General features: G+C 60.0%; 11 protein-coding genes. 2 read left to right on the forward strand and 9 right to left on the reverse strand.

The window, feature by feature from the left end; genetic code table 11:
- The first annotated feature begins 10 nt into the window (after positions 1-10).
- Entirely contained in the window at positions 11-1,216 is a 1,206-nt protein-coding gene (locus tag L4G42_RS11085; protein WP_237250723.1) for an aminotransferase class V-fold PLP-dependent enzyme, read from the forward strand.
- Positions 1,217-1,563: 347 nt separating this feature from the next.
- On the opposite strand, the gene L4G42_RS11090 is transcribed toward L4G42_RS11085, so the two are convergent.
- From L4G42_RS11090 to zwf, 3 genes are read right to left on the reverse strand one after another with little or no spacing between them, the layout of a single operon-like run.
- Positions 1,564-2,238: a bifunctional 4-hydroxy-2-oxoglutarate aldolase/2-dehydro-3-deoxy-phosphogluconate aldolase gene (locus tag L4G42_RS11090; protein WP_122535897.1), complete on the reverse strand. Its 675-nt coding sequence runs from the start codon at positions 2,236-2,238 to the stop codon at positions 1,564-1,566.
- Positions 2,239-2,255: 17 nt separating this feature from the next.
- Entirely contained in the window at positions 2,256-2,975 is a 720-nt protein-coding gene (gene pgl, locus L4G42_RS11095) for a 6-phosphogluconolactonase (protein ID WP_237250722.1), read from the reverse strand.
- Positions 2,962-4,431 (reverse strand): glucose-6-phosphate dehydrogenase, encoded by a 1,470-nt coding sequence (zwf, locus tag L4G42_RS11100; protein ID WP_074884335.1) that lies wholly within the window; start codon positions 4,429-4,431, stop codon positions 2,962-2,964. The genes pgl and zwf overlap by 14 nt, the downstream gene beginning before the upstream one ends.
- 231 nt (positions 4,432-4,662) lie before the next feature.
- On the opposite strand from zwf, the gene L4G42_RS11105 reads away from it, so the two are divergent.
- Complete coding sequence (locus tag L4G42_RS11105; RefSeq protein ID WP_237250721.1) at positions 4,663-5,532, forward strand: MurR/RpiR family transcriptional regulator; 870 nt, start codon at positions 4,663-4,665, stop codon at positions 5,530-5,532.
- A 146-nt stretch (positions 5,533-5,678) separates the two neighbouring features.
- Here the strand turns inward: L4G42_RS11105 and L4G42_RS11110 are convergent, their stop codons facing one another.
- The 6 genes from L4G42_RS11110 to L4G42_RS11135 form a co-directional block, all read right to left on the reverse strand.
- A complete protein-coding gene (locus L4G42_RS11110; protein ID WP_237250720.1) occupies positions 5,679-6,554 on the reverse strand; it encodes an aldose epimerase family protein in 876 nt (291 codons plus the stop codon).
- 169 nt (positions 6,555-6,723) lie between these two features.
- Positions 6,724-8,079: a carbohydrate porin gene (locus L4G42_RS11115; RefSeq protein WP_237250719.1), complete on the reverse strand. Its 1,356-nt coding sequence runs from the start codon at positions 8,077-8,079 to the stop codon at positions 6,724-6,726.
- A gap of 137 nt (positions 8,080-8,216) precedes the next feature.
- Positions 8,217-9,377 (reverse strand): ABC transporter ATP-binding protein, encoded by a 1,161-nt coding sequence (locus L4G42_RS11120; protein WP_122535892.1) that lies wholly within the window; start codon positions 9,375-9,377, stop codon positions 8,217-8,219.
- Between the two features lie 2 nt (positions 9,378-9,379).
- Positions 9,380-10,225, reverse strand: a complete 846-nt coding sequence (locus tag L4G42_RS11125; protein WP_133772127.1) for a carbohydrate ABC transporter permease — start codon at positions 10,223-10,225, stop codon at positions 9,380-9,382.
- Positions 10,218-11,126, reverse strand: coding sequence for a carbohydrate ABC transporter permease (locus L4G42_RS11130; RefSeq protein ID WP_037014845.1), 909 nt, complete (start codon positions 11,124-11,126; stop codon positions 10,218-10,220). The genes L4G42_RS11125 and L4G42_RS11130 overlap by 8 nt, the downstream gene beginning before the upstream one ends.
- Before the next feature lie 120 nt (positions 11,127-11,246).
- The gene (locus tag L4G42_RS11135; protein ID WP_237259582.1) at positions 11,247-12,533 is read right to left on the reverse strand and encodes an ABC transporter substrate-binding protein; all 1,287 of its coding nucleotides are present in this window, start codon (positions 12,531-12,533) and stop codon (positions 11,247-11,249) included.
- Positions 12,534-12,717 lie beyond the last annotated feature (184 nt).

Below are 12,717 nucleotides of genomic sequence, written 5' to 3' on the forward strand. Positions count from 1 at the left end.
GAGCCGCTTGATGAACAGCACTGCATACGCAATAACGGAAGTGGCGGATGAACAGGCTCGGGACGAAGCGCTCTGGCAGCAGATCGCGGCGCAGTACGACGTCGAGCCTGGGCCGGTCAATTTCGAATACGGCTATTTCGGCCGCATGACCCGCGCGGCACTGAAGGATTACGAACAGAACCTCGCTTACGTCAATCGCAGCAACTCGGTCTACGTGCGGCAGAAGTTCGATACCGAGGACAGCGAGATCATTCGCGCTGACCTCGCCGATCTGCTCAACGTGCCGGCCCGCGAAGTGGCCCTCACCCGCTCCGCGTCGGAGGCGGTGCAAGCGCTGATTCGCAACTACAACGGCCTCGTGGCAGGCGACCAGGTGCTGGTCAGCGACCTGGATTACAACAGCGTGCAGACCGGCATGCGCTGGCTGGCGAAGAACCGTGGCGTGGAGGTGATCGAAGTCACTCACCAGCACCCCGCGAGCCATGAAGGGTTGCTGCAGACCTACCGCGAAGCGTTTGCCGCTCACCCACGTCTCAAGCTGGTGGCGCTGACGTACGTCACCCACCGGACCGGGCTGGTGATGCCGGTGAAGGCCATCGCCGAGCTGGCCAAAGCCCACGGTATCGAGGTCATTCTGGATGGCGCCCATGCCTTGGGTCTGCTGGATTTCGAACTGGCAGACCTTGGCGTGTCGTTCGCCGGCTTCAACCTGCAGAAATGGATTGGCGCGCCGCTGAGCCTGGGTTTCATCTACGTGAAGCAGGAGCGCCTGAGCGCCATCGACCCCGACATGGCAGACGAGCGCTACGGCGCGGACGACATTCTCGGGCGCGTGCCTTACGGAACGCCGAATATTCCGGCATTGATGACCCTGCCAAAAGTGTTCGCCGATCACCGCGCCATGGGTGGCGCGCCCGCCAAAGGCGCACGCTTGGCCTATCTGCGAGACCTGTGGGTCACTCAAGCGCGCACCATCGAAGGCATCGACGTGCTGACGCCGGACGACCCACGGCTGTATTGCGGGATCACGTCATTTCGGTTCAGCAGTCACTCGGATCAGGAACTCATGGTCAAGCGCCTGCTTGATGAGCACGGCATTTTTGCGGTGACACGGGAAGGCTCGGCCTGCGGGACGTGCATTCGCATCACGCCGGGATTCACCACGTCGGCGAAGGACGTAGACGTGTTGGTCGCAGCACTCCGGGCACTGGCTTAGGGCCTGCTCCCGTGTGGCCGCGCCGGGATCAAAGCCTTCGGTGAGCCCGTAGAAAAAAAGACGGCGCCTTCATGACGAAGGCGCCGTAAATCCATCGAGAAACGAACTACAAAGGAGTGGCAAAGATAAGCGCTCCCGCCACTGACTGTGCGGTACATATGTATTGCGTATGAATAGCGCAAAAAAAAACGGCGTTCCCGACCAAGGAACACCGTTAAAAAGCCATGCAACAACGACTTCTGCAGCAACGCCCCGAAGGGCGCTATAAACGGATCATGCTCAGCAGTTAACCAGCCCCCACTTGAACGGAGGCTGTCGACGCTTGCGCCTGACCGGCGAATCCAGACTCAGTCGAACAACGCGATGGCTTCGGCAGTGGCGTCGGTAATCCGCTGCCAGTCGCCATTTTTCACCCACGCGTTATCGATCATCCAGGTGCCGCCGACGCACATCACGTTGGGCAGCGCCATGTAGCTTTTCAGGTTGGCCGCACTGACGCCGCCGGTTGGGCAGAAGCGCACTTCCGGAAATGGACCGCCCAGCGCCTTGATCGCACCAACGCCGCCACTGATTTCCGCCGGGAACAGCTTGAAGCGACGATAACCCAGCGCATAACCGATCATGATTTCCGAAGCGCTGCTGATGCCTGGCAGCAGCGGCAATTCGCTCAGCGCGGCGGCTTCGAGTAGATCCTGGGTGCTGCCGGGGGTGACGATGAATTGTGAACCCGCCTCCTCGGCCGCCTTGAGCATGTGGCGGTCGAGAATGGTGCCGGCGCCAACGCTCAGCTCTGGACGCGCATCACGCAGCATGCGAATGGCTTTGAGGCCGAACTCCGAGCGCAGGGTGATTTCCAGCGCATTCAAGCCGCCAGCGGCCAGGGCATCGGCCAGCGGCAGGACATCCTGTTCGCGGGCAATGGTAATGACCGGCAGAATCTTCGCTTTCGCGCAGAGTGCGTCGATCTGGGCAATCTTGCTCGCCATGCTATTCAACGGCTGTTTCACTTGGGTATTTTCCATGGCGGCTGATCCTTTGCTTATGGGCACCAGTAGATCTCTAGAGACGGGTTGAGGAACGCGCGCACCGGCATTTCGGCGAGGTCATCGCCTGACAGTGCAGCGCGCAATGTGTCGAGTTTGGCCTGACCGGAAACGGACAGGATGGTGGTCGCTGCCGACGCCAGCAGCGGACGCGTCAGGGTCAGGCGCTGATGCGGGACGGTCGGTGCAAGCATGGGCAGGCAACGACGGTCGCTGTTGAGGTCCAGCGCTTCCTTCAGATGGGGGCTGTTGGGGAACAGCGACGCGGTATGCCCGTCATCGCCCATGCCCAGAATCAGCACGTCAATCTTCGGCAGCTCCTTGAGCGCCTCGTCCGTTGCAGCTGCGGCTTCATCCACTGTCGTGGTCGGACGGTACAGGCTGAAGAACCCCGCCTCGGCCGCCGGCCCCTGAATCAGGAAACGCTTGAGCAGGCCTTCGTTGCTGTCAGCGTGCTCGGTCGGCACCCAGCGCTCGTCGGCCAGGCTCACGCAGACTTTCGACCACTCGAGCGGCTTCTCGGCCAGCGCCTTGAAAAACGCCACGGGGCTTTTGCCCCCGGACACCACCAACGTCGCCGTGCCGTGCGGATTACTGGAAATCGCAGCCGTCAGACGCTCGGCCACGTGATCGGCCAGCGAGTTCGCCAGCACTTCGGGATTATCGAATTCGTGGGCCTTCAGACCCGCCGGAAATTCAAGTTCACATATCGCCATACCAGGACCTCCCGTCACGCGTAATCAAAGCAATGGAGCTCATCGGCCCCCAGGAACCGGCCGGGTAAGGCTTGGGCGCGTCGCCCGCCTTTTTCCAGCCAGCGATCAACTGGTCACACCATTGCCAGGCGTATTCGATTTCGTCTTTGCGCACAAACAGGTTCTGGTTTCCACGCATGACCTCCAGCAACAACCGCTCGTAGGCGTCCGGAACACGGGCGCTTCGGTAGGCGTCGGAGAAGCTCAGTTGCAACGGATTGCTGCGCAGCTGCATGCCTTTGTCCAGGCCCTGATCCTTGGTCATCACCTGCAGCGAGATGCCTTCATCGGGCTGCAGGCGGATGATCAGGCGGTTGCTGATCTGCAAGCGCTGCTCGGGGGCGAAGATGTAATGCGGCGGCTCTTTGAAGTGGATCACGATCTGCGACAGCTTCTGCGGCATGCGCTTGCCGGTACGCAGGTAGAACGGCACGCCCGACCAACGCCAGTTACGGATGTCGGCACGAATGGCGACGAACGTTTCGGTGTCGCTCTGGGTGTTGGAGTTTTCTTCCTCCAGATAACCCGGCACCGGCTTGCCGTCGCTGTAACCGGCGATGTATTGCCCGCGCACCACCTGGGTGGCCAGACGCTCCGGCGTGAACGGCGCCAGTGCCTTGAGCACTTTCACCTTTTCGTCACGGATGCTGTCGGCGGACAGGTCGCTGGGCGGGTCCATCGCGATCAGGCACAGCAGCTGCAACAGGTGGTTCTGAATCATGTCGCGCAGTTGACCGGCCTGGTCGAAATAGCCCCAGCGCCCTTCGATGCCGACCTTCTCCGCCACGGTGATTTCCACATGGGAGATGTGATTCTGGTTCCACTGGGTCTCGAACAGGCTGTTGGCAAACCGCAGGGCAATGAGGTTCTGCACCGTGTCCTTGCCCAGGTAGTGGTCGATCCGGTAGATGCGGGTTTCAGGGAGAAACTTGGCAACGGCATCGTTAACGCGACGGGACGACGCGAGGTCGTGGCCGATGGGTTTTTCCAGCACGGCGCGGGTGCGGTCGGTAAGGCCGACCAGCGCGAGGTTTTCGCAGATGGCGCCGTAGACCGACGCCGGGGTGGCGAAGTAGGCAATCATGGTCGGCGCGTCGCCCACGGCTTCGGCGAGCGCGACGTAATCCTCGCCCTTGAGGAAGTCCACGTGCAGGTAACTCAGGCGGGCCTGAAAACGCTCCACATGCTCGGTCTCAAGCTGCGCCTCGGGGACGAAGCGGCGCAGGCTTTTGTCGATGTAGGCCAAGTGCTCCTCAGGAGTCCCAGGCTCACGGGCCAACGCAATAATTCGGGTCTCGGCATGCAGCAGTCCAGCTCGATCAAGCTGGTACAACGCAGGAAACAGTTTGCGTACCGCCAGGTCACCCAAGGCGCCAAACAACGCAAAAGTGCACGGTTCAACCGTAATCGAGAGCATAATGTTGGTTCTTTTATCAAGTTAAGCTACAAATACCTTTTTTAAAGGCGTTACTCAAGGCCGAATGTAGTAATAACCACAACATTCCCACCGGAACCACATTAGGGTGGTGATCACCACTGGCCCTCAGTACGATAGGCCACCTTTGCGACAGGCTAAAGGCCCAAATTCCCACTCTTCAAATAAAGGCCTGTTCACCCGCCTGTCGACGTTTCATCAGAAGGACAAACAATGGACCGCGTACGCAATCTTCTAGAGCAGATCCAGAATCGTCTGGAAGAGCTGAACAAGGCTGAGCGCAAGGTCGCCGAGGCGATTCTGAGTAATCCGCAGCAGGCCACCCGGTTCAGCATCGCTGCACTGGCGCAGGCCGCGAAGGTCAGTGAGCCGACGGTCAACCGCTTCTGCCGCTCATTCGATGTCAGCGGCTATCCGGAGCTGAAGCTGCAGCTGGCCCAGAGCCTGGCCAGCGGCGCCGCCTACGTCAGCCGCGCCGTGGAAGCCGATGACAACCCGGAAGCCTACACGCGCAAGATTTTCGGCAGCGCCATCGCCTCCCTCGACAGCGTGTGCCAGGTGCTTGATCCCAACCTGATCAGCAAAGCGGTCGACTTGTTGATTCAGGCGCGGCAGATCCACTTCTTCGGCCTCGGGGCTTCGGCGCCGGTGGCACTGGACGCGCAGCACAAATTCTTCCGTTTCAATCTCGCTGTCACGGCCCATGCAGACGTGCTGGTGCAGCGCATGCTGGCCTCGGTAGCTCACACCGGGGAGCTGTTCGTGATCATTTCCTACACCGGGCGCACCCGCGAGCTCGTGGAAGTGGCGCGCATCGCCCGTGAAAATGGCGCGTCGGTGCTCGGCCTGACGGCCGCCGACTCGCCGTTGGCAAAAGCCAGTACGCTTAGCCTGAACATCCCGCTGCCGGAAGACACCGACATTTATATGCCCATGACCTCGCGGATCGTCCAACTGACGGTGCTGGATGTGCTGGCGACCGGCATGACCCTGCGTCGGGGCGTCGACTTCCAGCCACACCTGCGCAAGATCAAGGAAAGCCTGAACGCCAGCCGTTACCCGGCGGACGATGAGTTGAATTGAGGAAACGCCTCATTTGTAGGAGCGCGCTTGCCCGCGATGAGGCAGTCCGGACCGATACATCTCTGTCGCTGGAACTGTTTTTCGCGGGCAAGCGCGCGCCTACAGGGGTTGCGGCAGTCGATTGACTGCATTCGTCGCCACGTCGCTCAATGCACCAAAGTCGCCTGCAGGCTCAAACTGGCGTGCTGCCCGGGCGCCAGGCGGAGGCAATCCTCAACACCTGACGCCGCCTCGACCCGCAAAAAACCCATGGCTTCATCGCCACCCACACCGAGCAAGGGTCGGCTGCCCGGGTGCCAGACCACGGTGCTGTCGCTGTCGCCGGTGTCGATGCTCAAACGCCGCTGCCAGGCGTCGTCCTGCAACTCAAGCATGCCGGCGTGCTCGAACACCCGCTGACAACTGCCATGTACGCGCAGCTCGCCCCTCTGCTCGCAGGCGCTGCGGCTGAGTTCGTCGTAACCGTGCGCACCGTCGAGCCCCTGCAACGCGACGTCCGCCACATCGCTGATGCGCCAGTAGGCGTGCAAGCCATGGCCGAAGTGACAAGGCTCGCTGTCGTCGTGACGCGTTTCCAGGCGCAGGTCCATCGAATGCCCCAGCTCAGCGTAGAGATCGGCCTGCCAGTCCCACAGCTTGAGTTGCCAGCGCAATGTCACGCCCGCCTCGTGCTCGTGGCTTTCGACCAGCTTCCAGTCCAGCAGTCGGCCCCAGCCATTGGCCGGCCAACCGCTCTCGCCCGGATGCCGTCCCACCCAGGGCCAACTGACCGGCACGCCGCCGCGGATCGCGCCGACCAGGGGCCAATGCGCGGCACACCACAGCCAGGGTCTCTGCCCGGCAGGTTCGAAATGCAACAGCTGAGCGCCCTGCCGACTGAACACGGCCTGGCACTGCGCATGATTGATCACCAGCACATCACGCTGTTGGTAGCGTTCCCACTGAAAGGTCGGTTGCGGTCTCACCGAGGTGAAGAAACGCTGAAGAGGATGCTCGGTTGAGCCGGGGTCCCTGAAGGGCATCGTTGTAGCACTCCAGATAGCGGTGACTCGTCACGCGAGAAAAAATGCTCCAAATGCGGAGCCGTTGCGGCGGAATAAACAGCGCGAAAAAAAACGGGCAGCCAGGCTGCCCGTAAAGCACACACGACCCTTGATCGTTTGTGAAGCGCGGAGGAGCGTCCGCTTTAACTTAGAACTTGGACTGAATCTTGATACCGGCAACCAGTGCGTTCTGAACGTCGTCCACACCGCCCGGGCTCTTCACGTACTGCAGGTTTGGACGCACGGTCAGCCAGTCGGTTACGTGCACGCCGTAGTAGATTTCCGAGTTGTATTCGGTCTTCTGGATCGGCAGGTAGCCCGGGTTGTCGTAGTCCTCGATACCGTTAACGGCGTTGACCAGACGACGGTTGTCCTGGGCATCGTCGTTCACGTGGATCCGCGCGACGCCGATACCGATGTCATCCTTCGGACGTGCATCGAACGGGCCTTTGTAGACGAAGCCGACCTGCTGGTAGTTGTCGACGAAGTTGGTGGCTTTGTCGTGCACCGTCGCGTTGGCGAAAATGCTCAGACCACGGGATGCGTCGCCGTTGTGAGCGGTCAGCTGTTGCTGAGCCACAACCCACCAGCCGTGCTTGTCTTTGTGGGACTTGAAGTTACCGCCAGCAGTCGCCTGAGGCTGACCGTTTTCGTTCTCGTAGAGATCGTCGGCGCTCGGGTTACTCACGTAGTAGCCCAGACGGTATTCGCCTGGCAGGGAGTTGACGTTTGGCGACCACACCACTTCAACCGGTACGACGGTGCCTTTGGAGCCGCTGCCACTGAGTTTGAAGCTGTTGCCGGTTTCGAGGTACGAAGGGTTCTGCTCGTAGACACCGATCTGGGCGAACAACTCAGGCGTGATGTTGTACTTCACGCGTGCAGCCCACTGGCTGACAGGCCAGTTGTACCAGGTGTTTACGTAGTTACCGACCTGCGAGCCGCAGAACGAAAGGTTCTGGAAGTCGCAAGGGAAGCTGTTGAAGTCTTCGCCTTCACCGAAACGGCCGACCTTGATATCCAGCTTGCCGTCGAAATACTTCTGCTTGACCCACATCTGGGTCAGACGCCAGGTCTGGCCACGGCCCCAGACTTCCTGGGAGGAGCTGAGCGTGCCGGCACGCGGATCGCCGATCCGGTCGTTGGAAATGTTCCTGCCGCTACGCTCGGTGATCGCGAGCTTGAACTCTGCGTCGTGCCAGCCGAGGATTTTTTGCAGGTCCATTTGTACGCCGAACGCGAACTGGTCGCTGTAGCGGGCAGTCGTGTCGTCGTTATAACCACCGTTGAGGTTGCTGGCGGCTTCGCCTACGTACTCGATCGGGAAGTCGTAACCCTTGTCGTACAGCTCTTGACGCAGACCACCCCAGTCACCGGTCATGTGCTCGCTGGCTTTGAAAGGCTCCATTGCAGACGCCGTTCCGGAAATCGTCAACGCGCTCAGGACAGACAACCCACCGATCAGCTGAAACTGGTTAAGCGACTTGTTACGTACCTTTTTCATCCCTTGGATCCTCGTTTTATTGTTATTAGCTTTTGAACAGCGTTGTAACCACGTACATCGTGTGCATGACGGGTTTTGTACGGCAGACATCCACCCGTCACAGGTGCTCGTTTGTGCAGTGCTCCTGCACGTCGGGGTCAGTTGCGGTTGAGCCGCGTGACATTTCCCATGTTTTCTACCGACTGACTCGGTGCCAGGACGCCAAGGCGCTCGCCGGTTTTGGCGTCGAACAGCAGAACCTTCGCCGGATCGAACTGCAACGTCAAGGTCTCGCCCACAGCGGGTGCAATATCCGGCGCCAGACGGCAGCAGACCTTGCTCTCGTTGAGGGTTACGAAGACCAGCGTATCCGGACCGGTCGGCTCCGTCACCTGGACTTCGGCGCGAATGGTTGGCAGACCTGCAGCATCACCGGACGCTAGCACGATCTGCTCGGGACGCAGGCCCAGAATCACCTCACGGTCCTCAAGACCCGCGTCGTTCATGCTCATCGGCAACTCGCAACGGGCCTGACCGCTGTCGAGCAGTGCGACGAGGCGACCGTCCTTGCGTTGCAGGCGCAGCGGGATGAAGTTCATCGGCGGCGAGCCGATGAAGCTGGCCACGAACAGGTTTGCCGGATCGTTGTAGATCTGCTTCGGCGTGCCGAACTGCTGAATGATGCCGTCCTTCATGACCGCCACCTTGTCGCCCAGGGTCATTGCTTCGATCTGGTCGTGAGTCACGTAAACCGTGGTGGTCTTCAGGCGCTGGTGCATCAGCTTCATTTCGGTACGCATCTCGACGCGCAGTTTGGCATCGAGGTTGGAAAGCGGCTCGTCGAACAGGTAGATCTTTGGACGACGGGCCAGCGCCCGGCCCATGGCCACACGCTGTTGCTGACCACCGGACAATTGCCCCGGCTTGCGGTTGAGCAGGTGCTCGATCTGCAGCAGCTTGGCAACCCGAGCCACTTCGGCGTCGATGTCGGCCTGATTCATCTTGCGAATCTTCAGCCCGAACTCGATGTTCTCGCGCACGCTCATGGTCGGGTACAGCGCGTAGGACTGGAAGACCATCGCGATGTCGCGATCCTTCGGGCTCATGCCGCTGACGTCCTGATCACCGATCATGATCGCACCGCCGGTAATGTTTTCCAGCCCGGCGATGCAGTTCATCAGGGTCGACTTACCGCAGCCCGAAGGGCCGACCAGAATCAGGAACTCGCCTTCTTTGATGGAGAGTTCGATGTTCTTCAGGGTGTCCGGCAGACCGGCCCCGTAAGTCTTGTTTACATTGCGTAGTTCAAGCGTTGCCATGATTACCCCTTGACTGCGCCGGCCGTCAGCCCGCGCACGAAATACTTGCCTGCGACCACGTAGACCAGCAGGGTCGGCAGCCCGGCGATCATCGCCGCCGCCATATCAACGTTGTATTCCTTGACGCCCGTACTGGTGTTGACCAGGTTGTTCAGCGCGACCGTGATCGGCTGCGAATCACCACTGGAGAACACCACGCCGAACAGGAAGTCGTTCCAGATCTGGGTGAACTGCCAGATCAGGCAGACCATGATGATCGGCGTCGACATCGGCAGAATGATCCGGCGGAAGATGGTGAAGAAGCCGGCACCGTCAAGACGTGCCGCTTTCACCAGAGCGTCCGGGATACTCACGTAGTAGTTGCGGAAGAACAGCGTGGTGAACGCCAGACCGTAAACGACGTGGACGAACACCAGCCCCGTCGTGGTACTGGCCAGGCCCATTTTGCCGAGGGTGAAAGACGCGGGCAGCAGGACGGTCTGGAACGGCAGGAAGCAACCGAACAGCAGCAGGCCGAAGAACAACTGCGAACCGCGGAAGCGCCACATCGACAGCACGTAGCCGTTCAGCGCACCAATGGTGGTGGAGATCAGCACCGCCGGAACAGTAATCAGGAACGAGTTCCAGAAGTAACCTTTCACCGTCGCCCAGGCTTTGATCCAGCCGATGGCCGTCACTTCGGTCGGCCAACTGAGCAGGTTGCCGCTGCCGATGTCTTCCGGCGACTTGAAGCTGGTCAACAGCATGACCACCAGCGGTACCAGGTAAATGAACACCGCAACGATCAGCACCGCATAGATGGCGACGCGGCTCAGGCTGAGGGCGGGCTTGTTGGCGAGACTAGTCATTGCGCTTGGCCCTCAGCTCGGAATACAAATAAGGCACAAGGATGGCGAGAATGGCGCCGAGCATGAGAATCGCGCTGGCGGAACCCATGCCCATCTGGCCACGGCTGAAGGTGAACGAGTACATGAACATCGCGGGCAAGTCAGACGAGTAGCCCGGGCCACCGGCCGTCATGGCAGCGACCAGGTCGAAGCTCTTGATGGCGATGTGCGCCAGAATCATGACCGCACTGAAGAACACCGGACGCAGGCTTGGCAGCACGACCTTCCAGTAGATTTTCGGCATGCTCGCGCCATCGATCTGCGCGGCGCGGATGATCGACTGATCGACGCCGCGAAGACCCGCCAGGAACATCGCCATGATGAAGCCCGAGGCCTGCCATACCGCAGCGATCACCAGGCAATAGACAACGCGGTCCGGATCGATCAGCCAGTCCAGGCGAAAGCCTTCCCAGCCCCAGTCACGCAGCAGTTTGTCCAGGCCCATGCCCGGATTGAGCAGCCATTTCCAGGCCGTACCGGTGACGATCATCGACAGCGCCATCGGGTACAGGTAGATGGTGCGGATGAAGCCTTCGCGGCGGATGCGCTGGTCCAGAAAGACCGCCAGCAGCACGCCAACCACCATGCTGATGCCGATGAACATGCCACCGAACACCGCGAGGTTTTTGCTTGCTACCCACCAACGGTCGTTGTCGAACAACCGCGCGTATTGCGCCAGACCCACGAATTTGTAGGTCGGCAGGAAAGTCGAGTTGGTGAACGACAGAACGAACGTCCACAGGATATAGCCGTAAAAGCCCACCAATACGATGAACATGCTGGGCGCCAGCACCAGTTTGGGTAGCCAGCGCTGCAGTGCATCGAACGGCGAGGCTTTGCTGAACACAGCAACAGAACTCATGGTGAAATCCAATAAAAAGTGAAAGCAGCTGCAAGTCGTAAGCCTCAAGCTACAAGTCAGAAGCCAATCATCGATCAGCTTCAGACTTGCAGCTTGCAGCTTGCCGCTAGTAGCTGGCGTTTATTTGGCAGACTTGATCGCAGCGCCCAGCTTCTTCGCCGCGTCGGCCGGATCGGCTTTCGGGTCGTTGATGAAGTTGGTCACGACGTCAAAGAAGGCGCCTTGCACGGCCAGTGTGGTAGCCATGTTGTGCGCCATGCTTGGCTGCAGGCCGCCCGTTTTGGCGTCAGTCAGGAAGTCCTTGGCAGCCGTCTGGGCGCACGAGTCGAAACCGTACTTGCCCATGTCAGCCAGCATGTCGTTGCGAACCGGGATCGAGCCTTTGTTGATACTGAAGACTTTCTGGAAGTTTTCACCCAACACGACCTTGGCGATGTCCTGCTGACCGGCAGCAGTACCCGCGTCCTTCTGCTTGAACACAGCCAGGGAGTCGATGTTGTAGGTGAACGCCTTGTCGGTGCCCGGGAACGCTACGCACTCGTAGTCCTTGCCGGCGACTTTCTTGGCGGCGGTCCATTCACTCTTGGCCCAGTCACCCATGATCTGCATGCCAGCCTTGCCGTTGATGACTTTGGCCGCTTCCAGGTTCCAGTCCTGGCCTTTGCCGTCGGCATCCATGTAGGTGGCGACTTTCTTCAGCTCGGTCAGCGACTTGACCATTTCAGGACCGGTCAGCGCAGCGTTGTCGAGGTCGACCAGTGCTTTCTTGTAACCATCGGCGCCCATGACAGAGAGCACGACGGCTTCAAAAACAGTGCTGTCCTGCCAAGGCTGGCCACCGTGGGCCAGGGGGATGAAACCTGCCGCTTTGAGCTTGTCGCCCGCTGCGTAGAATTCTTCGAGGGTGGTAGGGGCTTTTTCGATACCGGCTTTCTTGAAGACTTCCGGGTTGATCCACAGCCAGTTGACGCGGTGGATGTTCACCGGCACGGCCACGTAATCACCGTCGTACTTCACGGTATCGGAGACCTTCTTGTCCAGCAAGCTGTCCCATTTCTCCTCTTTGGAGACGGTTTTCAGCACGTCGGTATCAAGCAGGCCAGTGGAGGCCCACTCCTGAATGTCCGGGCCTTTGATCTGCGCAACGCCAGGCGGGTTGCCAGCAACGGCGCGGCTCTTGAGCACGGTCATTGCGGTTGCACCGCCGCCGCCTGCGACAGCGCCGTCTTTCCAGGTGAAACCGTCTTTTTCAACTTGAGCCCGGAGCACATCGACAGCGGCTTTTTCGCCACCGGACGTCCACCAGTGCACAACTTCAACAGTGCCTTTGGCATCAGCCGCCATGGCGCTCAGAGGCAACAACGAGGCGAGGGAAATAAGTGCAGCGAGACGGGAAATCGAATTCATATCTGACCTTTCTTGTTGTTATGCATGAGCAAGTCGTGGCGCTTGCGCTGCGTGGATTCTAACCAAGGGCCCAGAGCGGACGGTAACGAAGGGATGCGCGAATGTCACAAAGCTGTGACATTCATAAAGCGACCCGGTCGACTGCAGGAGCGCGCTTGCCCGCGATGGCGGCCGCCCATTCGAC

Source organism: Pseudomonas petrae (genome assembly GCF_021728295.1).
GTDB classification, from domain to species: domain Bacteria; phylum Pseudomonadota; class Gammaproteobacteria; order Pseudomonadales; family Pseudomonadaceae; genus Aquipseudomonas; species Aquipseudomonas petrae.